Origin of the sequence: Polynucleobacter sp. MG-6-Vaara-E2 (genome assembly GCF_018687695.1) — a bacterium.
GTDB lineage: Bacteria > Pseudomonadota > Gammaproteobacteria > Burkholderiales > Burkholderiaceae > Polynucleobacter.
On the sequence record NZ_CP061303.1, the window covers coordinates 225,132 to 246,339 of the forward strand.

Consider the following 21,208-nt stretch of genomic DNA (forward strand, 5'->3'; position numbering starts at 1 on the left):
GATTTATACATTGATGCCATAAAACCCCTATTGAGCATCTCTAGACACTTTAATAAGAAGCGAAGAAACACATGATGAAGATTGCAATTGCTGGAGCAACTGGTCGTATGGGCAAGATGTTGATTGAGGCGGTTCTCAATACGGCAGATGCCCAACTGGTTGGTGCGCTTGAACATGCATCTTGCCCGCAACTTGGTGAAGATGCTGGAGCATTTTTGGGTAAAAAGACCGGTGTACAAATTTCATCAGATATCGCTGCTGTGCTGGCTAATGCAGAGTTTCTGATTGATTTCACAAGACCCGAAGGCACTATGGCGTATTTAGCTGTCGCTGAAAAGACCGGCACAAAGATGATTATTGGCACTACCGGATTAAGCGCCGATCAAATTACAAATTTGAAAAAGGCAGCTGCTAAGTTAGCAATTGTGTTCGCCCCTAATATGAGTGTGGGGGTGAACGCTACATTTAAGCTGCTAGAGATCGCAGCCAAGATGCTCAATCAAGGGTACGACATTGAAATTATTGAAGCACATCATCGCCATAAAGTAGACGCCCCCTCAGGCACTGCATTGAAGATGGGTGAAGTTATTGCAGATGCTCTTGGCGAAAAGCTCGATGACGTTGCTGTGTATGCACGTGAGGGTCATACTGGCGAACGCAAAGAAGGATCTATAGGTTTTGCCACCATTCGTGGTGGCGATATCGTGGGCGATCACACCGTACTCTTTGCTGGCGATGGCGAGCGTATTGAAATTAGTCATAAGTCTTCAAGCCGCCAGTCTTATGCGCAAGGATCTTTGCGTGCAGCACGCTTCCTACAAGGACAAAATTCAGGTCTTTATGACATGCAGGATGTGCTTGGCTTGCGCAAATAATCAGATTAATAAAAATCAATAATTACATTAGAAAAGAGTTGTTTTGAATGAGTAAGGATTACGACTACCGCAGTATTGAAGCGGCAGCACAAGCTGATTGGGAAAGTGCGCAAGTCTATCAAGTAGCTGAAAACGCAGTAGGTGCAGACGGTAAGAAAAAACCAAAGTATTACGCCTGCTCAATGTTGCCTTACCCATCTGGTAAGTTGCATATGGGTCACGTGCGTAACTACACGATAAATGATGTGATGGCGCGTCAACTTCGTATGCAGGGCTATAACGTCTTGATGCCAATGGGTTGGGATGCGTTTGGTATGCCTGCAGAAAATGCAGCGATTCAGAATAAAGTGCCTCCAGCAAAATGGACCTACGACAACATTGCTTATATGAAAAAGCAGATGGCGGCGATGGGTTTGGCTATTGACTGGTCAAGAGAGGTTACAACTTGTAGTCCTGATTACTATCGCTGGAATCAATGGCTCTTTTTGAAGATGCTTGAAAAAGGCGTTGCATATCGCAAGACTCAGGTTGTGAACTGGGATCCAATCGATCAAACAGTATTGGCAAATGAGCAAGTGATTGATGGTCGTGGTTGGCGTTCAGGTGCACTAGTTGAAAAGCGCGAGATTCCAGGTTACTACTTCAACATTACTGCTTATGCAGAGCAATTGCTCTCTGGTTTAGATGGTTTAGGTTGGCCTGAGCGCGTCAAAACCATGCAGCAAAATTGGATCGGCAAAAGTCGCGGCGTGCGCTTTGCTTTTAAGCATGAGATTGCTGATGCGCATGGAAACTTTATTCAAGACGGTTTGTTGCATGTCTTTACTACTCGTGCAGATACCATCATGGGAGTTACTTTCTGCGCAGTGGCAGCAGAGCACCCATTGGCGACAAAGGCTGCTGAAAATAATCCAGCGCTTGCTGCTTTTATTGAGAAGTGCAAAACGGGCAGTGTGATTGAGGCTGATTTGGCGACTCAAGAAAAAGAAGGCATGTTCACCGGGTTGTATGTCACTCATCCCTTAACCCATGAGCCTGTTCCTGTCTGGGTCGGTAATTATGTATTGATGTCATATGGTGATGGCGCGGTCATGGGCGTTCCCGCTCATGATGAACGCGATTTTGCCTTTGCTCTTAAATATGACTTGCCAATTAAACAAGTGGTTGCGCTGAAAGGTGAATCACCTATGTTTAATGCTACTCACTGGGAGGATTGGTATGCCCAAAAAGAAGGCGTAGTTTGCTTCAATAGTGGCAAATACGATGGCCTCTCACATGAAGAAGCTGTCAGTGCAGTGGCTCAAGATTTAGAGAAGATGGGTATCGGAGAAATCAAGACTACCTATCGCTTGCGTGACTGGGGTATTTCTCGTCAGCGCTATTGGGGTACACCAATTCCAATCATTCATTGTGGTGATGAAGCTAATCCTGGTTGCGGTGCAGTTCCCGTACCTGAGTCAGACTTGCCAGTAGCGCTGCCTGAAGATTGTGTTCCAGATGGCAGTGGCAATCCTTTGAATAAGCGTGCTGAATTTTTAAATGTGAAGTGTCCGAAGTGCGGTAAGCCTGCGCGACGTGAAACTGACACGATGGATACCTTTGTAGATTCTTCTTGGTATTTCATGCGATACACCGGTCCCGATGCGAAGACCATGGTTGATGAGCGTAATGAATATTGGATGCCAATGGATCAATATATTGGCGGTATTGAGCATGCGATTTTGCATTTGCTGTATGCGCGTTTCTGGACTAAGGTCATGCGCGACCTGAATCTGATTACGTTTGATGAACCATTTCAGAATCTCTTGACGCAGGGCATGGTTCTTAATGAGACTTATTACTCCGAAGAATCATCGGGTAAGAAAACTTGGCTTAACCCTCTTGATGTTGAGTTAGATCTTGATGAAAAAGGTCGACCACGGGGCGCTAAATTAAAAGGCGATTCCTCAGGCACACCGGTGATCATTGGTGGCGTTGAGAAGATGTCCAAGAGCAAGAATAATGGCGTTGATCCGCAAGCTCTGATTGACCAATATGGTGCTGATACTGCACGTTTATTTGTGATGTTTGCAGCCCCACCAGAGCAACAGTTGGAATGGTCTGGTGCTGGCGTTGATGGCGCTTCTCGCTTTTTACGTCGTGTATGGATGTATTCAAGCAGTCAAGCAAATGCGATTCGTGATGCTCAAGACGCTATTGAAGTTAACCTGAATGATGCTGAGAAAGATTTGCGTCGTGAAGTCCATGCAATTTTGAAGCAGGCTAATTTTGACTATCAACGTCGTCAGTACAACACAGTCGTGTCTGCAGCAATGAAGATGCTAAATGTTCTAGAGCCAATTAAACTGGATCAAGGTACTGTGATTAGTGCGCCAGTGTTGCGTGAGTGTCTCAGCATCTTATTGCGCGTACTTTATCCAGTTGTGCCGCATCTGACCCATGTGCTCTGGAAAGATATGGGTTACCCCAAGACTTTTGGACCTTTGTTAGATGCACCATGGCCTGCTGTGGATGAATCCGCCCTCATTCAAACTGAAATCACCTTGATGTTGCAAATCAATGGCAAATTGCGGGGCGAAATTAAAGTGCCAGCAGAGGCTAGCAAAGAGCAAATTGAAGCTTTGGCTTTACAGAGTGAACCTGCAGTGAAGGCGCTCAATGGTGGTCCCCCCAAAAAAGTAATTGTGGTGCCGGGTCGTTTGGTTAATATCGTTGCATAGCCGTAGAAAAATTCGAGAAACTAAAGATATGAGCGCAAACCTACTTCGTCGTGCAATGTTGGGTTTTATCGTCAGCGCGCCGGTCAGCGGTTTGATCGCTTGTGGCTATCGCCTACGGGGAATGGTAGATTTGCCATTCAAGGCAATTGCCATCACCGGCAATCCATCACCACCATTACGCGCTGATATTCAAACTGCCATTTTGCAGGGTACGGATGTGAAGGTGGCAATTAATCCAAAAGACGCCGATTTAATTTTGGAGATTACAAACGATCTCAGTGGACGTGAGATTTTGGCGTATAACTCCGCTGGCCAAGTTTCTGCATACCGTTTGAATATTCGTGTGGGCTTTCGTGCTTATGACGTTGCAGGAGCAGAAGTTATCCCTGATAGTGAAATCTACATGACTCGCGATATGGACTTCTCCAACACAACCGTGTTGGCAACAGATGTTCAGCAACAGCAATTTCTGTCTTTGATGCGTAAGGATCTGGCGATTCAAATATTACGCCGCGTTTCTGCTGCAGCCAAAGCACCTCGAACTAAATCCTTCTAAAGATAGATAAAGACTCGCATGGTCAAAGTTGATGCCCTGCAAGTGCACCTCAAATCCTTGAGTTCTGGAGGTGCAATGCTTCCCCTCTATGTCTTTAGTGGTGACGAGCCATTGTTGATGATGGAGGCGATGGATCAATTACGTATTGCTGCTAAGAAGCTTGGTTTTACTGAGCGCGAGGTCATGTTGCAAGAACGGGGATTTGATTGGAGCGCTCTGATGAGTGCCGGTCAAACAATGTCTTTGTTTGGGGATAAGCGTTGGGTGGAGTTGCGTATCCCAACTGGCAAGCCAGGCCGCGATGGTGCTGATGCTTTGAAACAGTTTGCCGCGCAAATAGAGTCGCAAGTAAGCGCAGCAGATGGTCCAGATACTGTGGTGTGCATTGTGCTGCCAAGATTAGATAGCAAAACCAAGACTTCTGCTTGGTTTAGCGCGTTGGATGATGTTGGTATGGCAATTCAAATTGATTCTTTAGATCGCAGTCATTTACCAAGATGGATTGCAAGCCGATTGAGGTTGCAGAATCAAGAAGTCGAGGGCGGCCCTGAAGGTCAACGTGCACTAGAGTTCATTGCAGATCAGGTGGAGGGAAACCTTATTGCTGCTCATCAAGAGATTCTGAAGTTGGGTTTGCTTTACCCCACAGGCGTTTTAACTGAAGAGCAGATACGGTCGTCAATTTTAAAAGTAGCTCGTTATAACGTATTTGAATTAACTGAAGCGATGCTTGCAGGCGATTTACCTCGGCTTAATCGGATGTTGGATGGCCTAAAAGGCGAAGGTGAGCCTTTGGTTTTGATTCTATGGAGCGTGACTGAAGAGCTTAGGCTACTATCTAAATTAAAGGTAGCCAGCGATGCGGGGGAGTCAGTCCAGCAGCTCATACGGGTGAATCGAATCTGGGGAAATAAAGAGCGCCTATACCCAGCCGCATTAAGAAGGGTGCAGCCACTGAAGTTGCGCAGAGCGATGCAGGTTGCTGCTGGGCTTGATCGGCAGGTGAAAGGGCTTTCTGCCCCAGAATTGCCGGCCGATCCTTGGGATGGTCTGCGTTTAGTTGGAAACTTATTACGGTAATCTAGAGAGTAAGGTAAATGGGTACAGAGATCCAAGAATTGATGCAGGACATTGGCAAGCGAGCACGCAGTGCATCGCGTGCGATGACTCGTGCGTCAAGCGAACATAAGAATCAAGCTCTATTGCATATCGCCAAGTTAGTTCGTCAAAAAGCAGGTGAGATTCAAAGGGTCAATCAAGTAGACGTTGATCGTGCAAAAGCAAATGGTCAGGATGCTGCATTTGTTGATCGCTTAACAATGACCTCTAAGACTATTGAAAAGATGGCCTTAGGTCTAGAGCAGATTGTTTCTCTAGAAGACCCTATTGGGAAAATGACTGCATTGAAAAAGCAAGCCTCTGGTATTGAGCTTGGACAAATGCGTGTGCCACTCGGAGTAATTGGCATCATTTATGAGTCACGCCCTAACGTCACAATTGATGCCGCAGCACTTTGCTTAAAGTCGGGTAACGCAGTGATCCTGCGCGGTGGCTCTGAGGCAATTGATTCCAATACCTTGCTTGCTCAGATTATTCAAGAGGGGCTTGCTGCTGCGGGACTACCTAAGGATGCTGTGCAAGTTGTCACTACGATCGATCGAGCTGCCGTTGGTGAAATGATCACCATGACGCAATATATTGATGTGATAGTTCCACGCGGAGGCAAGAGTCTCATTGCCCGCTTGATGGCTGAAGCACGCGTTCCAATGATCAAGCATTTGGATGGTATTTGTCATACCTATATCGATGCTGATGCCGACGTGGCAATGGCAGTGAAGGTTTGCGATAACGCAAAGACACAGCGCTATGCGCCTTGTAACGCCATGGAAACCTTGCTGGTTAATAAGAATATTGCCGCTAAAGTTTTGCCTGATCTTTGCAAGATTTACCAAGATAAAGGCGTTGAGTTGCGTGTCGATGCTTTAACTCGGTCGACACTTGAGGCTAGTGGTTTTAAAAACTTAGTCGATGCTTCAGAAGAAGATTGGGAAACAGAATATTTGGCTCCAATTTTATCGATCAGGACGGTAGCAGACATTGATGAGGCCATGAACCATATCGAGCGCTATGGCAGTAAACATACTGACGCCATTATTACTACCAACAAAGCAAATGCAGATCGCTTTTTACGTGAAGTTGATAGCGCCAGTGTGATGGTCAATGCGAGCACCCGTTTTGCTGATGGCTTTGAGTATGGTCTTGGCGCCGAGATTGGTATTTCAAATGACAAACTCCATGCTCGCGGTCCCGTAGGCTTAGATGGCTTAACTTCCCTGAAGTATGTCGTTCTGGGCCACGGCGAGATACGTACTTAATTGAATTGAATAAAACATGATGAATGCCTACCTCTGGGTAAAAACGTTCCACATTGTTCTGATCACCTCTTGGTTTGCGGGCTTGTTTTATCTCCCAAGAATCTATGTGAATTTGGCTGATGAGAAAAATCCTGAGGCCTATGCTCGCCTTTTAGGAATGGCTGATCGTCTTTACCGATTCATGACTATATTAGCGATACCAGCAGTCTTGTTGGGGTTAGCACTTTGGCTTATTTTTGGAATTGGCGCTGGCGATATATGGATGCATACCAAATTATTTTTTGTAATTTTGGTGATTGGTTATCACCATGCTTGTTTTAGCCTGCTCAAGAAATTTCGCGCTGGCATCAACACCAAGTCAGGCGTGTGGTATCGCTGGTTTAACGAAGTTCCTGTGATCTTATTGTTGGTGATCGTGGCTTTGGTAATTTTTAAGCCCTAAGCACTAAATCATTACTCTGAATTTCGTAATTTCCTTTTTTAATTTAAGACTGTTAGCCCCATGAGATTTTTTGTTGTTTGCCCAGGCGGTTTAGAAGTGCCGCTAGCACAGGAGCTTGCAGAAATTGCTCAGCGGCCAGATTCAAAGGCATTGGGTACGTGGGTAATTGACCCAACTCCAAGCAGCCCAACTGGTGGGATTGGTCTGGCAGGCCCACTTTCCGCGGCAATGGCGTTAAATCTCCATTCCAGAATTGCGAGTCGTGTGTTGTTGCAAATGGCACAGGCACCCTATAGACAAGAAGATGATCTCTATAAATTAGCCAGTGGTCTGGCCTGGGAGGATTGGTTTACCTCAAAGCAGACTTTGCGGGTAGACGTAACTGCGCATCGTTCGCCATTAAAAAGTCTAAATTTCGCAACCCTCAAAATTAAAGATGCGATTGTTGATCGATTGCGTGATGTTACTGGTGACCGTCCGAGTATTGATACTGCATTTCCAGATATTCGAGTGCAAGCGCACTTAACAGCAAATCAAGTGATAATTTATTTAGATACTTCCGGTGAGGCGCTCTTCAAGAGAGGTTGGCGAGATGAAAAAGGTGATGCTCCCCTAAAGGAAAATTTAGCGGCTGGCATTTTGTCCATTGCAGGCTGGAAACTCGGACAGACTTTATTTGATCCTATGTGTGGCAGTGGAACTTTCTTGATTGAGGCTGCACAAATGGCTTTAGCCATCCCTCCCGGTGGAATTCGGGCGGGGATGTATGGCGATGATGCCAAGCCCAGTAAATTGGCTTACCGTCCATTAGTGACATCTGCCCATGGTTTTGGTTTTCAGAGATTAAAGCCTTTTCATGAAGCTGCTGAACAAAAGCGTTGGGCTGGCTTAAAAGAATCGTCTCTCAATGAAATTTTAGAAAGACGCAAGCAATATCCCAATGCTGAATCCCTGGGTATTAGCGGAAGCGATATTAACGAGAAATTGGTTTCTATGTTCAGAGGTAATTGGCAGCGAGCTCAATTGCCAGATCAGCCTATTGTGCGTCAGATTGATGCCATGGCAAGTAAGCCACCAGCGAATACTAAAGACGGCGTAATGCTATTAAATCCTCCTTATGGTGAACGTCTAGTCATAAAGGGTGGTCGTGGCCAAGAAAAAGGTGCGCGCGATGCAAGTTACGAGACTGAGGAACCAGAAAACCGTTTTGAGCTGAATTTGGAAACAGGGCGTCAAAGCGCTAAGCGTTCAAGCCGTGAATCTCTCAAGAAGCTTCAATCTCAGGAGGAGCAGGACCCGAAGTTTGTCGAGTTCTTGCGTCAGTTTGGGCAACACCTCAAAGATACTTTTGGCGGATGGAGTGTGTTTGTGCTGACTGCTGATATGGCTTTGCCAGGTCAGTTGAGAATTAAAGAGTCAAAGCGGACGCCCTTATTTAATGGTCCACTCGAGTGTCGCTTATTTAAGTTTGAGATGCATGCTAAGCGGCCTGCATCAACAGAATCAAAAGATTAATTGACGCTTTAAAATAGAGGTTACGAGATAGAGTGATCAGCGGGAACAGTGGAGAACAAGACGATGGAATTTAAAACCTATATGTGTTTGATTTGTGGCTGGGTCTATGACGAAGCTGCTGGTTTGCCTGATGAAGGAATCGCCCCAGGAACTCTTTGGAAAGATGTGCCTATGAATTGGACTTGTCCAGAGTGCGGTGCGCGTAAGGATGATTTTGAAATGATGGCGATTTAATTGCTAAGCAATATCTAGATATAAATAAAAAAGGTTGAGGTAAAAGTGAGTCAAAACGAGGTTTTATTTGAGCGGGCACAAAAGATCATTCCAGGTGGAGTGAACTCTCCTGTACGCGCATTTCGTCAGGTTGGCGGCACTCCTCGTTTTGTCACCAAAGCTAAAGGCCCTTATTTCTGGGATGCTGACAATAAACGGTATATCGATTTAATTATGTCTTGGGGTCCCATGATCGTCGGTCATGCAAACCCCGAAGTAGTTGAGGCAGTTCAAAAGGCTGCTGAAACCAGTTTTAGTTATGGCGCACCTACCGAAGGCGAAATTGAATTGGCGGAGCGTATTTGCGCTTTGATGCCCAGCGTTGAGCAAGTACGTATGGTCTCTAGCGGCACAGAGGCAACGATGAGCGCCTTGCGCCTTGCGCGTGGCTACACAGGTCGAGACTTGATCATTAAATTTGAGGGTTGTTATCACGGCCATGCTGACAGCCTTTTGGTTAAAGCGGGTTCGGGTTTGCTAACCTTTGCAGACTCCACGCAAAATGCGCCATCTTCTGGTGGTGTTCCTCAGGATCTAGTTAAGCACACTCTAGTGCTGCCGTATAACGATGTTGATGCAATCGAAGAGGTATTTAAAAAGCAGGGGGATCAAATTGCTGCAGTCATCATTGAACCCATTGCTGGCAATATGAATTTGATTCAGCCCTCAAAAGGATTTTTGGGGGCTATTCGCAATCTCACCAGTAAGCATGGTAGCGTTTTGATTTACGACGAAGTCATGACGGGTTTTAGGGTGGCGCTGGGTGGCGCTCAATCATTGCAAGGTATCGTTCCCGATTTAACTTGCCTTGGCAAAGTCATGGGCGGTGGTATGCCAATGGCAGCCTTTGGTGGCAAAAAAGAAATCATGTCTAAGTTGGCGCCCTTAGGAAATGTATATCAGGCAGGGACTTTATCTGGAAATCCCGTTGCTGTTGCTGCTGGTCTAAAGACTCTTGAGATCATTTCAAGAGAAGGTTTCTATGAATGCTTAACTGGTCAAACAGAAAAACTCATGAAGGGCTTAAAGCAGTCTGCAGACAAAGCCAATATCCCATTTGCAGTTGATAGTGTTGGTGGAATGTTTGGTTTCTATTTTGCAAATTCAGTGCCCAGCTCATATGAGGCTGTTACAAAAACTAATATTGAGGCTTTTAAGAAGTTTTTCCATTTAATGCTGGATGAAGGTGTTTACCTAGCGCCATCGGCTTATGAAGCTGGATTTACATCTATTGCTCATGACAACGATGTACTAGATGCGATCATTGGCGCTGCTGAGAAATCCTTTGAGAAACTGTAATAAAACTATTTTCTGAATTACATGCGTAAGGGGTGGTCATAACCATCCACTTGAATAATTTCAGACTTTTTCATATCTTTGTTGGTATCCGAGATTTGCATGGCGGTAAGTTTTCCGCCCCACACACAGCCTGTATCAAGCCCGACAACATTGTGGTCTCGTAACAGACCAAGAGTAGACCAGTGACCAAAGTAGATTACGGTATCTTGCGTTTTTCTCTTAGGCGCCTTGAACCATGGTGTATAGCCTTTAGGGCCATCTTCTAAGCCTTCTTTACTTTCAAACTCCATTTGTCCGCTTGGGGTGCAAAAGCGCATTCTGGTTAGTGCATTGGTAATGAGTCGTAAGCGTTCGTAGCCCTTTAACGAGTTACTCCATTGATTTGGAATATTGCCATACATGTTTCCCAGAAAATCCTTATAGGACTTGCTGCGCAAAGCCTTTTCAACTTCTTGTGCACATTCAATCGTTTGCTGTAAATCCCATTGCGGGAGAACGCCAGCATGCACGGCTAGTACCCGTCCATTACTCAGTGCCATAGGACGTTGGCGCAACCAGTTAATGAGCTCTCTGCGATCGGTAGCCTGGAGAATCGATTCGACTGTATCAAGACCTTTAGTCTTGCGAATACCCGCATCAATCGCGAGCAGATGAAGATCATGGTTGCCAAGAATACATTCAGCACGACCAGATTCTTGTAGAGCTTTTAGTTGACGCAATGCGCCCAGTGAGTCTGGACCGCGATTAACTAAGTCCCCCAAGAAAACCATTTTTGATTGCTTGGGTAGCTTTTTAACGAGGGCTTTGAGTGAAGGTGCACATCCTTGGACGTCGCCAACAGCGTAGATCTTGCTCATGCCCTATCTTAAAACGGATTAATCCTTTATTAGCCGTCTTGACCGACTTTTTTAACAACGCTGTAGCGAACTAAGGTTTTCTTGCGAGCCTCATCATGATCAACCACTGGTAATGGGTAGTCACGCCCTAAAACGACGCCAGCAGCCTCAAGTTCAATGTGACCTGCTTTCCACGGCGCATGGATGGTTTTTTTGGAGAGCTTTTCCAGTTGGGGTAAATAGCGACGAATAAATTTTCCCTCAGGATCAAACTTTTCCGATTGGGTAATCGGGTTAAAGATTCTGAAGTAGGGCTGGGCATCACATCCTGAAGAAGAAGCCCATTGCCAGCCGCCATTATTCGATGAGAGCTCAAAATCATTCAGATGTTCTGCAAAATAAGCTTCGCCCCAGCGCCAATCAATACCCAAGTCTTTAGTCAGAAAGCTCGCCACAACCATTCTTAAACGATTATGCATGTAGCCACTTTGATTGAGTTGATGCATCGCTGCATCAACTAATGGGTATCCTGTTTTACCTTCGCACCAAGCCTTAAATAATTTTTTGGCATGAGCACCGCTTTCCCATTCGATGTTGTCATAGTCAGGTTTAAAAGAAGCGCCATCTGCTAAGCGTGGGTGATTGGCAAGAATCATGAAATAAAAATCACGCCAAATCAGCTCACTTAACCAGATTGTGGCACCCATGCTGCCGGCAAGCATGCGACGATGAGCTTCGCGAACCAAGCCTCGAATAGAAAGCATGCCAAAGCGAAGATGAGTAGAAAGGTAGCTTACCCCTTTGATGGCCGGAAAGTCTCTACCAATTTGGTATTGATCAATGCGCGATAAAAAATCTTCTAAAAAAGCTTGGCCACCTGCTGATCCAGGCGGTAAGTAGGCTTCAATACCGGTGGGGCAAAAGCCCATAGACTCTAGCGATGGAAATGGCAGAGCTAATTTTTTAGGAATTGAGGCCAGTTGCCCTGGTTTGGGATTGCACTCGTAACTAGCAAGATCTTTTTCTTGAAGTGTTTTTAGCCAATTGTTTTTATAAGGTGTGAAGATGGAAAAGACGGTATTGGAGTTAGTGAGAATTTCTTTCTTTTCAAAAATTACCTGGTCCTTAAAGCTTTCGAATTGAATACCAAGTTTTTCTAATGAAGTTTTAACAATTTCATCTCTGGCAATCGTAGAGGGCTCATAGTCATGGTTCGTGAAAACGGTTTTGACATCTAACTCTTTAGCGATTTCTGGAATGCATTCGGTGGGCTTGCCAAAGCGCACAATTAGGCCTCCGCCTAGTTGCTTGAGTTCATCATCAATCTGCTTTAGCCCTTGCCAAATGAAATCGACTCGACGGTCATGTTTTAAGCCTTTTGAATCAAGCTCGCCTTGTTTCAGGGGTGTCAGAATGTCGGTGTCAAATATGAAAGCTAGCCAAACTTGCTTGCTTTCTTTGAGGGCGTGATGAAGTGCCGCATTGTCATAAAGGCGGAGGTCGCGGCGGAGCCAAACTAGAGCTTTTTGCATAGCCCCTATATTAGGGCTAATTGGCAGAATTTGTTGAGGGAAGCCCCGCCCAAAAGGGTTAAGATCATTACTAATGATGGATACGATCTTTTTTATTCTTTCGAAAGTAGTGCAGTTCTCTATAGAGCCGCTTAATTGGGTTATTGTTTTTATTGTCCTGAGCTTGTTATTTCTGTCGTTTAGAAAGCCTAATTTATGCAAGCGTTTTTTACTCCTAGCTTTGCTTGATGTGCTGGTAGTGGGTTGGTTGCCTACTTCCGAATTGGGTCTTAGAGGTCTTGAGGATGCAATTCCTAAAACATCCTTAGCAAATCTCTCCGAAGGCGATATCGGCGGAATCATCATATTGGGTGGCGCGATCGAGGGCGGTCAAATATCCGTGGATCGTGGAGAAATCTCAATTTATTCATCTGCTGAACGGGTAACAAAGGCCTTTGAGCTCATTCGAAAATATCCCAATATTCCTTTTATCTTTAGCGGCTACTCGGGTCGAATTATTCCTAAGGGATTATCTGAGGCAGATGCATTTAAGCAATTAATTGCCGAGCAGGGCTTGAGTGAAAAAATGGCTCATTACGAAAATCAGTCTCGCAATACCTATGAGAATGTTCGGTATATGAAACCAATGATTGAGGAATTCGGACTAAAGAATGGGACTGGAGGTTCAAAACCTTGGCTTTTGATTACCTCAGCCAGCCATATGTATCGCTCAGTGAAAATATTTGAAAAACAAGGTATTGCTGTTATTCCAATACCCGTCGATTATCAGACTGCGAACCACTTTAATTGGACCTCATTTGACCTAGAGGACGGCATTCAAAACTGGAATAAATTAGTTCATGAGGTGGTCGGTATTCTTGCCTATTGGATTACCGGAAAAATCTAGATATTCGGTAAAATAGTCACATGACTTCGGCCAATCAAGCCCCCCATAATTCAGATCCAGGGTCTTTAATCTCCTATTCAGCCGATCATTTAGCAAATCAGTTCCTCATCGCCATGCCAGGCATGGTTGATCCAAATTTTGCAAACTCTGTTATCTATTTGTTTGAGCATAACGAGCGAGGGGCAATGGGTTTGGTAGTCAATAAGCCTACCGAGGTTGATTTAGCCACTCTTTTTGACAAGATTGAACTCAAACTCGAAATTGCTCCTTTGCTAGAGCAACCTGTTTATTTTGGTGGGCCCGTTCAGGTTGAACGTGGGTTTGTTCTTCATGAATCAAATCCTCATCTTTCCTATAGCTCATCCTTAATTATTCCCGGCGGTCTTACGATGACTACCTCTAAAGATGTTCTTGAGGCTGTAGCTATTGGCAATGGCCCTAGAAAATTCTTGATGACCCTTGGTTACGCAGGTTGGGGCGCTGGTCAACTCGAAGAGGAAATTACTCTCAATGGCTGGATGAATGTTCCTCTCGCGCGCGATCAAATGATAGAGATTATTTTTAATACCCCATCGAGCCAGCGATATGAAAAGACAATGAGTCATCTCGGCTTTAATTTATCCTCCCTCTCAGGTGAAGCGGGGCATGCCTAATATGAGCGCGATTACTGTAATGGCTTTTGATTACGGTACACGTTGCGTTGGTATTGCAGTAGGTAATTCAGTAACACAAGCTGGGCAAGCATTAAAGACAATTGCCGCCCCTAATATTGATGTACTTTTCCGGGAAATCCAGATTCTAATAAATGAGTGGCAACCCAATCAACTCGTGGTGGGTCGTCCGGTTCATCCTGATGGTAAAGAGCATGAAATGACTGCAAAGGCAACCCGATTTGGGAATCAATTGCGTGGAAGGCTAAATTTACCTGTTACCTGGGTCGACGAGCGCTTTACATCTGCTGTTTTGGAGGGAGACCCTAAGATGCGGGACAATCTAGATGCGTATTCTGCAGCTTTGATTTTGGAGCAGTATTTTGCAGAACAGCCGCTGGTTTAAATGGAATCAAATTGAGAAGTGTTGGAATACAAATGAACGCTGAATTGTTATACGGAAAACTAGTTGATGCATTGCGCAATAGAGCGCAGGAAGGTTCTTTTGAGCTTGCCGGTTTAGCAATGGGCGGTGCCTGGATTGCAGAGCGTTTAGCTAAAGATTTGAGCTTACCTCATTATGGCGTGATTAATGTCGCTTTTCATCGAGATGACTACGCTGAAAAAGGCATGACTGCTCTGCGAACTGCGAGCACCATGACAACACATTTACCTTTTGATGTGAATGGCGCCAACATAATTTTGATTGATGATGTTTTGCTTACTGGTAGAACAGTACGAGCAGCCCTGAATGAACTTTTTGATTTTGGTCGCCCTGCATTAGTTGAGTTGATGGTTCTTGCGGACCGTGGCAATCGTGAGCTTCCCATCTGTGCGAACTTTGTGGGTGAACAAGTGCAGGTATCCGAGAATCAAATTTTAGTTTTAGAAAAGAATGAAGCGGGTAAATTTAGCTTTCAGCTTGAGGAGCGTGAATAATGGGTTCAGGGGGCAACTTAGTGAATCAATTTAATGCCGCTGGAGAGCTAACACATCTTTTGACCTTGGAGGGTTTGCCAAAAGAGCAGATCCTCCATATTCTCGATACTGCACAGCAGTTTGTGAGCGTGACCGATCCTTCAAGAGAGGTTAAGAAAGTTCCTTTGCTGCGTGGTAAGAGTGTCTTCAATCTCTTCTTTGAAAATTCTACGCGCACGAGAACTACTTTTGAGATTGCTGCTAAGCGTTTATCAGCTGATGTCATTAACCTAGATATCTCTACTTCTTCTACTGCTAAGGGTGAGAGCCTTCTTGATACGATTGATAACCTTGTGGCCATGCAGGCTGATATTTTTGTAGTGCGCCACAGCGTTTCAAGAGCGCCTATTGAAATTGCGCATCATGTACCAGCACATGTACACGTTGTTAATGCTGGTGATGGTAGCCATCAACATCCAACCCAAGGTTTGTTGGATATGTATACGATGCGTCACTTTAAGCAGGGCTTCAAAGGCTTAAAAGTAGCAATTGTTGGCGATATTGTGCATAGTCGTGTTGCTAAATCAAATATTCATGCGCTTACCACTTTAGGCTGTGAAGACATTCGTGCAATTGGCCCCGAGAGCTTACTACCTGGCGATCTCGATATGCTGGGTGTAAAAGTCTTTCATAATATGGAAGAAGGCTTGAAAGATGTTGATGTCGTAATGACCTTACGCATTCAAAAGGAGCGTATGGAAGCAGGGCAAGTCCCTGAGGGCGATGAATTCTTCAAACAATATGGTTTAACGCCAACACGCTTGGCGCTAGCCAAATCAGATGCCATTGTGATGCACCCAGGCCCCATGAACAGGGGTGTTGAGATTGATTCAGCTGTAGCTGATGGACCTCAGTCAGTGATCTTAAATCAAGTCACTTTTGGTATTGCAGTGCGCATGGCAGTAATGTCGATCGTTGCTGGTAATTAATTTACTCTACTGGGATTTTGCGTGAGTATCTCTATTCCACGAGTCACTGAAAAAAAGCGTTGGCTAATTATTTCCCACGCTTTCAATATGGATGGTCGCGCTGCTAGTCTTACGATTACCGATAAGATCCCTTATTTTCTGAATGCTGGCATAGAGCCAATCGTATTGAGTGCGATCACTGGAGTTAAAGACCATCGTTTTCCTCATTATCAATATTTAGCTTGGGGCCCAGCTGCATTTCGATTTGACTTCCGACATTGGGTTGCTAATAAATATGGTCGTGGGTTTATTTATAAATTATTCACCAGAATAGTTTCAATTCTTTTAGCCCCATTGATTGGCCTAGAAAAATTGGCGCTAGGATACTCAAGTCAGTGGTCTTGGGCTGTGCCCGCATTTATTAATGGATTGAGAATAATTCGCGCCGGAAAAATTGATTTGATTTATTCAACCGGTGGCGCATGGTCAGCTCATCTTGCTGGATTATGGTTAAAGAGGGTAACAGGATTGCCGCTGATTGTGGAAGTGCATGACCCCTTAGTCATTCGCAAAGATCCAAATGATCAAGGCTTTGAAAAGCCTAAGAATCGAGATGCTCGTTTTAGGCACTATTTAGAAAATCAACTTACTCATTTTTCTGACAAAGTATGGTGGTTCACGGACGGCGCTCTGCATTACGCCAAAGTGCGTAATGCAAATCTAAATACCCCAAAAAATGCTCATGGTTTCGTAGTGACGCCAGGCGCTCAGCCTCCTGGTAGTCTTAGTAACAATCGGGCACACCAATACACAGATAAATTAAATCTATGCCATTTTGGCTCGCTGGCAAACGATCGGTCACTCTCCACTATTCTTAGGGCTTTGATCCCTCTATTTCAAAAGTATCCTGAGGCGAGAGATTTAATACGAGTACATGCGTACGGAGCGCCGCTAGACTCCCTATCGGTAGATGCAATCGAAAAATTTGGATTTAGTGACGTGCTATTAGCGCATGGTCGCTTAGAGATTGACCCTCTCACTGGCAAGTCTGGTCGTCAGCGTGTGGCCGAAAAAATGCAAGAGGCAGATGTATTGATATTACTTCACGGCAATGATGAGTGGTGTGCTGAATATATTCCTTCGAAATTTTATGACTACCTGTGGACGGGAAGGCCTATTTGGGGAATAACCCATCGTAATCCTCAGCTTGATCAGATGTTGCTTGATCGGGGTGCTTATTTAAGTGCTGAAGGCGATTCCGAAGGCATTGCTATGGGATTAGAGAGAATTTGGTTAGACTGGCAAGCCAAGCAATTGATTGAACCAATTTGGAAGCCAATTGGCGTAGATCAGGCAGTAAGTACTATATTGACCCATATGCAAGTTCGATAGAAATCACCACAGGAAAATCGTTTGAAAGATTTTGTTCTCTACTGTAAATCCTATGCACGAGATTTCTTGCGCTTAAAGCGTCTTCTGGAGACTATCAACCAATTTAATGCTGACCGCTTAGATTTTTACATTTCCACTCCAAAAGCAGATAAAAATTTATTAGAGAAATCTCTTGGTAAGAATGGTTACATCTGGGTTGCGGATGAGGATATTGTTGCTGCTAACCCTTATGCAGATCTGGAGAAATACAAGGCTATGCATGGAGGCTTGTCTCAGCAAATTATTAAATCAGAATTTTGGCGGTTAAGATTTTCTGAAAACTATTTATGCTTAGATTCAGATAGTTTATTTATTCGAAATTTCTATAAGTCTGACTTCATATCAAGTGATGGTGTGCCCTATACGGTGTTGCATCAAAATAAAGAGTTGTTTCAACTTGCCACTGATCGTGGATATGAAAAATTTGCAAGGGATCTAAGGCTGGAGGCTGAGCGAGTCAAAGCATTATTTGACCGCAAGGGGCCAAATTTTTATTACGCTCCAGCACCATTTATTTGGTCGGCTAAAGTTTGGCAGTCATTAGCCTCAGGGTATCTCGAGCCTAAGGGCATTAGCTTATGGGACTTGATTGGTCCAGACTACCCAGAGACTTTAATTTATGGTGAAACGCTTCAAAGGTATCGCGCCATTCCATTGATTGCAATTGAACCCTTGTTTCGTACCTACCACTACGATTGGCAGTATTTCTTGATGAGGCGTTTAGGTGAAACGGAAGCTAAAGTTGCTCAAAATTATTTAGGTATTATTTATCAGTCTGCCTGGGAGGCTGAGTTCAATCTTGGTCAATCGCAAAAATCTCTGCCTTCGCAATTCCTTAAGCGTGTTAAGCGCTTTGGCCGTTACTTACAAAGCTTTATTTAATGCCACATTCTGTATCAAACCCATTGATCAGCGTTTTAATGCCAGCTTTTAATGTTGAGGATTATGTTGGGCCTGCAATTGAAAGTATTCTCAATCAAACATATACCAACTTTGAGCTCATCGTCTTGGATGATGGCTCTAGCGACGGTACTGTAAAAATTATTAGTACCTATTCGGACCCACGCTTAAAGAAAGTTTTCCTCCCAGAAAACAAAGGCTTAGTGAGTGCCAGAAATACTTTGGTAGGCATGGCCCAGGGAAAATATATCGCTTTTCTAGATTCAGATGATTTGTCGGATCCAAGGCGTCTTGAGTTGCAGTTGCAATATCTCCAATCTAATCATTTGGATCTATGTGGCACAGATCATATTGTCTTGCATCAGGGGTCGGGCAAATTAAAATTCTCCAAGCAACGTCATTCGGATGCAGATATTAGAGCGATGATAGCAGTGTGTAGCCCTCTTTGTAATCCGTCGGTGATGGGGCGTGCAGAAGTATTTAGTGTGGTGCCTTATCTGTCAGGTAATGATGGTGCTGAAGATTACGTTATGTGGGTCAATCTGGCTCTAGCAGGCTGTAAGTTTGGCAATGTGCCAAAAAACTTAATCACATATCGCGTACACGACAATCAAATCAGTAAAGTGCAAAATGCTAAGGTGACTAATATTTTTGATAAACGTAGGAAGCAATATCTTAACGCTCTAGGGATTAGTGATATTCTTATCCCTAGAAGGCTGCCTTTGAAGGAAAGATTAAGTTTGGCACCCCGTTTTTTATTTGCACTAAACAAAAAGATTCCAGGAATTTCTATCAGCGCCAACTATCAAATTTATTCTCGCTATCAGTTCAGGGGGAATGGTATTTGGACGCCGTTTACACGTTTAGAGCGCGTGATTGTGGCAGCAGTTGCCTCTATTTGTGGGGCGCTCACTAGTTAGACTGGTTTTAGATTCTTTGCCATTGTGGTGGCAACAGGTCATGCCAATATTTTTCGTGATCGTTCGTCCAGTGTTTCGGCGCTATTACCATAGGTGCTGAGCTATTGCTAAGCCATGCGCCCCACCAGCTCAAAGAGCTATTTGCGATCAAATGCTTTTGACAGCGGTTCATTAGAAAAAGCTCTTGTACGGGCGCACTATTTTCACTGGAGTTTTCAATAAAGCAGATTCTGTCTTGGTGAGGTAGGTTGGCTTTTGCCCAATCAAGATCGTCAGAGAAAACAAAAAATTGCGAATTAGAGTCAGCAGCTAAAAGTAAATCCATACCTTTTTGGTAGTACTCTAGCCCTAAAAATCCGTGCACTTTTGCTGCATTAGGCAGATGTACATAATCGCCTCTGCGAATATGAACCATTGCAGAGCAGCTATTCTCAATTTTTTCTAGATAATTTTGGTAATGGGTTGACAGAGGGGTAATAGGCTTAATTTCATCAATCAGATCTTGGCGAATTGACTCAAAGTAGTTAAAGGATTGCCAATAACCCATAAGATAGACATCTTGGCTGGCATAAGGCTTAAATGTATTAAGAGTCTGATTGAAGCGAAATGGTCTATCCCTAAGCACGTATGGACTTAAAGGTAAGAATTGTTGGGCAATTCTACGCCACTTCTTTGATGATTTAATGGCGGAACCTTGTTGCGCAATTTGGTAGTTAAGCCTGAGTTCTTGCAATAAAAAGTGCCTTGGGGTCACATCATCCCAGCCATGATTAAACCAGTCAATATCCAAAAGTAGTGACCCTTTTAATCTATTGCTAAGGGCTTTTCCAGTGGCATATTGGAAGAGTTGATTTCCAAGGCCGCCTTGAATTTGAGTCGTTATATTCATATCTCTATAATTAAAACATTAGATGGAGCATTGTTCTGAAATAGTGCTATTTGGGCCGAATTATTTTTTAAATGAATAGGTAATTTATGTTGACTGGCAGTATTTATGGGTGGGAGAACGGTCGGGACGATATTTTCAATCCACAGAGCTCTCGCAACCGTGATGATTGCCTAGAACCTATGCGTTTAATGTCTGCGGTAGCGCGTCAAAATGACATCGAGCTTCATACTGCTGATGTAAATGCTCAAAAGCATTTAACCCCTGATTTTTCGCTTTATGTTGAATCGATCGATTTTGTTCCTTGCGGTGCCAAGAAAAACTATCTTATATTGTATGAGACACCGCTTACTGTTCCCAGAAATGGTGATAGCTGGTATTTAAACCAGTTTGACCGAATCTTCACCTGGAATAAAGATCTGCTTCACAATGGTCTTCAAGATTATCATGGCGGCATGGTAATGCGCGATCGATTTGTGCAGATTCAATACCCAAATCCCATTCCCAAAGAATGTAATAGGGATTTTCAAAGCCCTACATATACCCAGCGTCAAGATTTTGTTTGTTTGATCGGTAGCAACCGTCATGCTAATTTGGTAGATGAGCGCGAGTTATATTCCCAGAGAGTTAAGGCTATTCAATGGTTTGAGAAAAATGCGCCTTTTGACTTTAAGCTTTACGGTAATGGTTGGAAAGTTCCACAAAAGAGATTGGGTAGTTTGGGTAAGCTACGTTATCGCATGGAAAAAGTTATACCATTTTTACTGGGAAAACCGGTTTTTAAAAGCTATCAGGGGCCCGCTAAAACAAAGTATGAAGTTCTAAGCAAAACCCGGTTTTGTATTTGCTTTGAAAATGCTCGCAATATTGATGGCTACATCACTGAAAAAATATTTGATTGTTTTTTTGCTGGATGCATTCCGGTCTACTGGGGTGATGTTAGTATTGCAAACTATATTCCAGCGGAATGCTTTATTGATTTCCGCCAATTTTCTTCTTACTCAGATCTTTATCTATATCTCAAGAGTATGACTCCAGAACGGTTTGCTCAATACCAACAGGCCTCTAGAGAATTTTTATTGAGCAATCAATTTACCCCATTTACTTCGCAAAATTTTGCTGACACTATCATTAGTCAAATTAAGGAAGATTTCGCGTTGGTCTAGCGCATTATCTAGATCCTAGTTCAGTGTAATATGCCCCCTATGTCTCTCATTAATCTATTC

Annotated in this window: 21 protein-coding genes; 18 read left to right on the forward strand and 3 right to left on the reverse strand. The window is 44.0% G+C overall.

The features are described 5' to 3' along the window. The first annotated feature begins 74 nt into the window (after window positions 1–74). The 9 genes from dapB (at window position 75) to hemL (ending at window position 10,055) form a co-directional block, all read left to right on the forward strand. The gene (gene dapB, locus ICV38_RS01205) at window positions 75–875 is read left to right on the forward strand and encodes a 4-hydroxy-tetrahydrodipicolinate reductase (protein WP_215382670.1); all 801 of its coding nucleotides are present in this window, start codon (window positions 75–77) and stop codon (window positions 873–875) included. A gap of 47 nt (window positions 876–922) precedes the next feature. Beyond that, window positions 923–3,595, forward strand: a complete 2,673-nt coding sequence (gene leuS / locus ICV38_RS01210; protein ID WP_215381956.1) for a leucine--tRNA ligase — start codon at window positions 923–925, stop codon at window positions 3,593–3,595. Window positions 3,596–3,623: 28 nt separating this feature from the next. After that, window positions 3,624–4,151: an LPS assembly lipoprotein LptE gene (gene lptE, locus ICV38_RS01215; protein WP_215381957.1), complete on the forward strand. Its 528-nt coding sequence runs from the start codon at window positions 3,624–3,626 to the stop codon at window positions 4,149–4,151. Window positions 4,152–4,169: 18 nt separating this feature from the next. Beyond that, window positions 4,170–5,231: a DNA polymerase III subunit delta gene (gene holA / locus ICV38_RS01220; RefSeq protein WP_215381958.1), complete on the forward strand. Its 1,062-nt coding sequence runs from the start codon at window positions 4,170–4,172 to the stop codon at window positions 5,229–5,231. 17 nt (window positions 5,232–5,248) lie between these two features. Next, window positions 5,249–6,526 carry a glutamate-5-semialdehyde dehydrogenase gene (locus ICV38_RS01225; RefSeq protein ID WP_215381959.1) on the forward strand — a complete coding sequence of 426 codons (1,278 nt, stop codon included), beginning with the start codon at window positions 5,249–5,251 and terminating at the stop codon, window positions 6,524–6,526. A 16-nt stretch (window positions 6,527–6,542) separates the two neighbouring features. Continuing rightward, a complete protein-coding gene (locus ICV38_RS01230) occupies window positions 6,543–6,968 on the forward strand; it encodes a CopD family protein (protein WP_215381960.1) in 426 nt (141 codons plus the stop codon). 60 nt (window positions 6,969–7,028) lie between these two features. Further along, window positions 7,029–8,483, forward strand: a complete 1,455-nt coding sequence (locus ICV38_RS01235; RefSeq protein ID WP_215381961.1) for a class I SAM-dependent RNA methyltransferase — start codon at window positions 7,029–7,031, stop codon at window positions 8,481–8,483. Window positions 8,484–8,546: 63 nt separating this feature from the next. Next, a complete protein-coding gene (locus ICV38_RS01240) occupies window positions 8,547–8,717 on the forward strand; it encodes a rubredoxin (RefSeq protein WP_068947854.1) in 171 nt (56 codons plus the stop codon). A gap of 45 nt (window positions 8,718–8,762) precedes the next feature. Continuing rightward, window positions 8,763–10,055 carry a glutamate-1-semialdehyde 2,1-aminomutase gene (gene hemL, locus ICV38_RS01245; RefSeq protein WP_215381962.1) on the forward strand — a complete coding sequence of 431 codons (1,293 nt, stop codon included), beginning with the start codon at window positions 8,763–8,765 and terminating at the stop codon, window positions 10,053–10,055. Window positions 10,056–10,072: 17 nt separating this feature from the next. On the opposite strand, the gene ICV38_RS01250 is transcribed toward hemL, so the two are convergent. Both ICV38_RS01250 and ICV38_RS01255 read right to left on the reverse strand, forming a co-directional pair. Beyond that, window positions 10,073–10,912: a symmetrical bis(5'-nucleosyl)-tetraphosphatase gene (locus ICV38_RS01250; RefSeq protein ID WP_215381963.1), complete on the reverse strand. Its 840-nt coding sequence runs from the start codon at window positions 10,910–10,912 to the stop codon at window positions 10,073–10,075. A 29-nt stretch (window positions 10,913–10,941) separates the two neighbouring features. Continuing rightward, entirely contained in the window at window positions 10,942–12,423 is a 1,482-nt protein-coding gene (locus ICV38_RS01255) for a deoxyribodipyrimidine photo-lyase (RefSeq protein WP_215381964.1), read from the reverse strand. Between the two features lie 73 nt (window positions 12,424–12,496). On the opposite strand from ICV38_RS01255, the gene ICV38_RS01260 reads away from it, so the two are divergent. From ICV38_RS01260 to ICV38_RS01295, 8 genes are all read left to right on the forward strand, one after another. Beyond that, window positions 12,497–13,309: a YdcF family protein gene (locus ICV38_RS01260; protein ID WP_251368170.1), complete on the forward strand. Its 813-nt coding sequence runs from the start codon at window positions 12,497–12,499 to the stop codon at window positions 13,307–13,309. A 113-nt stretch (window positions 13,310–13,422) separates the two neighbouring features. Next, window positions 13,423–13,962: a YqgE/AlgH family protein gene (locus ICV38_RS01265; RefSeq protein ID WP_251368267.1), complete on the forward strand. Its 540-nt coding sequence runs from the start codon at window positions 13,423–13,425 to the stop codon at window positions 13,960–13,962. Next, window positions 13,955–14,365, forward strand: a complete 411-nt coding sequence (gene ruvX / locus ICV38_RS01270) for a Holliday junction resolvase RuvX (RefSeq protein WP_371819236.1) — start codon at window positions 13,955–13,957, stop codon at window positions 14,363–14,365. The genes ICV38_RS01265 and ruvX overlap by 8 nt, the downstream gene beginning before the upstream one ends. Before the next feature lie 32 nt (window positions 14,366–14,397). Then, entirely contained in the window at window positions 14,398–14,898 is a 501-nt protein-coding gene (pyrR, locus tag ICV38_RS01275) for a bifunctional pyr operon transcriptional regulator/uracil phosphoribosyltransferase PyrR (protein WP_215381967.1), read from the forward strand. Beyond that, complete coding sequence (locus ICV38_RS01280) at window positions 14,898–15,866, forward strand: aspartate carbamoyltransferase catalytic subunit (RefSeq protein ID WP_215381968.1); 969 nt, start codon at window positions 14,898–14,900, stop codon at window positions 15,864–15,866. The genes pyrR and ICV38_RS01280 overlap by 1 nt, the downstream gene beginning before the upstream one ends. 21 nt (window positions 15,867–15,887) lie before the next feature. Continuing rightward, window positions 15,888–17,237: a glycosyltransferase gene (locus tag ICV38_RS01285; protein WP_251368171.1), complete on the forward strand. Its 1,350-nt coding sequence runs from the start codon at window positions 15,888–15,890 to the stop codon at window positions 17,235–17,237. A gap of 21 nt (window positions 17,238–17,258) precedes the next feature. Then, window positions 17,259–18,158 (forward strand): DUF6492 family protein, encoded by a 900-nt coding sequence (locus ICV38_RS01290; protein ID WP_215381969.1) that lies wholly within the window; start codon window positions 17,259–17,261, stop codon window positions 18,156–18,158. Next, the gene (locus tag ICV38_RS01295; protein ID WP_215381970.1) at window positions 18,158–19,096 is read left to right on the forward strand and encodes a glycosyltransferase family 2 protein; all 939 of its coding nucleotides are present in this window, start codon (window positions 18,158–18,160) and stop codon (window positions 19,094–19,096) included. Before ICV38_RS01290 ends, ICV38_RS01295 begins: the two co-directional genes overlap by 1 nt. A gap of 7 nt (window positions 19,097–19,103) precedes the next feature. On the opposite strand, the gene ICV38_RS01300 is transcribed toward ICV38_RS01295, so the two are convergent. Continuing rightward, window positions 19,104–19,985: an alpha-1,2-fucosyltransferase gene (locus tag ICV38_RS01300; protein WP_215381971.1), complete on the reverse strand. Its 882-nt coding sequence runs from the start codon at window positions 19,983–19,985 to the stop codon at window positions 19,104–19,106. Window positions 19,986–20,071: 86 nt separating this feature from the next. On the opposite strand from ICV38_RS01300, the gene ICV38_RS01305 reads away from it, so the two are divergent. Beyond that, on the forward strand, window positions 20,072–21,148 hold the full coding sequence (locus ICV38_RS01305) for a glycosyltransferase family 10 domain-containing protein (RefSeq protein WP_215381972.1): 1,077 nt from the start codon (window positions 20,072–20,074) through the stop codon (window positions 21,146–21,148). Window positions 21,149–21,208 lie beyond the last annotated feature (60 nt).

What these genes read in the sequence shown, in the direction of transcription:
- ruvX (WP_371819236.1), top strand. Translation starts at nt 13,955, where the DNA reads ATGCCTAATATGAGCGCGATTACTGTAATGGCTTTTGATTACGGTACA.
- ICV38_RS01300 (WP_215381971.1), bottom strand. Translation starts at nt 19,985, where the DNA reads ATGAATATAACGACTCAAATTCAAGGCGGCCTTGGAAATCAACTCTTC.
- ICV38_RS01225 (WP_215381959.1), top strand. Translation starts at nt 5,249, where the DNA reads ATGGGTACAGAGATCCAAGAATTGATGCAGGACATTGGCAAGCGAGCA.
- ICV38_RS01260 (WP_251368170.1), top strand. Translation starts at nt 12,497, where the DNA reads ATGATGGATACGATCTTTTTTATTCTTTCGAAAGTAGTGCAGTTCTCT.
- ICV38_RS01255 (WP_215381964.1), bottom strand. Translation starts at nt 12,423, where the DNA reads ATGCAAAAAGCTCTAGTTTGGCTCCGCCGCGACCTCCGCCTTTATGAC.
- ICV38_RS01230 (WP_215381960.1), top strand. Translation starts at nt 6,543, where the DNA reads ATGATGAATGCCTACCTCTGGGTAAAAACGTTCCACATTGTTCTGATC.
- leuS (WP_215381956.1), top strand. Translation starts at nt 923, where the DNA reads ATGAGTAAGGATTACGACTACCGCAGTATTGAAGCGGCAGCACAAGCT.
- ICV38_RS01250 (WP_215381963.1), bottom strand. Translation starts at nt 10,912, where the DNA reads ATGAGCAAGATCTACGCTGTTGGCGACGTCCAAGGATGTGCACCTTCA.
- ICV38_RS01295 (WP_215381970.1), top strand. Translation starts at nt 18,158, where the DNA reads ATGCCACATTCTGTATCAAACCCATTGATCAGCGTTTTAATGCCAGCT.
- ICV38_RS01305 (WP_215381972.1), top strand. Translation starts at nt 20,072, where the DNA reads ATGTTGACTGGCAGTATTTATGGGTGGGAGAACGGTCGGGACGATATT.
- ICV38_RS01265 (WP_251368267.1), top strand. Translation starts at nt 13,423, where the DNA reads ATGCCAGGCATGGTTGATCCAAATTTTGCAAACTCTGTTATCTATTTG.
- lptE (WP_215381957.1), top strand. Translation starts at nt 3,624, where the DNA reads ATGAGCGCAAACCTACTTCGTCGTGCAATGTTGGGTTTTATCGTCAGC.
- pyrR (WP_215381967.1), top strand. Translation starts at nt 14,398, where the DNA reads ATGAACGCTGAATTGTTATACGGAAAACTAGTTGATGCATTGCGCAAT.
- holA (WP_215381958.1), top strand. Translation starts at nt 4,170, where the DNA reads ATGGTCAAAGTTGATGCCCTGCAAGTGCACCTCAAATCCTTGAGTTCT.
- ICV38_RS01235 (WP_215381961.1), top strand. Translation starts at nt 7,029, where the DNA reads ATGAGATTTTTTGTTGTTTGCCCAGGCGGTTTAGAAGTGCCGCTAGCA.
- ICV38_RS01280 (WP_215381968.1), top strand. Translation starts at nt 14,898, where the DNA reads ATGGGTTCAGGGGGCAACTTAGTGAATCAATTTAATGCCGCTGGAGAG.
- dapB (WP_215382670.1), top strand. Translation starts at nt 75, where the DNA reads ATGAAGATTGCAATTGCTGGAGCAACTGGTCGTATGGGCAAGATGTTG.
- ICV38_RS01240 (WP_068947854.1), top strand. Translation starts at nt 8,547, where the DNA reads ATGGAATTTAAAACCTATATGTGTTTGATTTGTGGCTGGGTCTATGAC.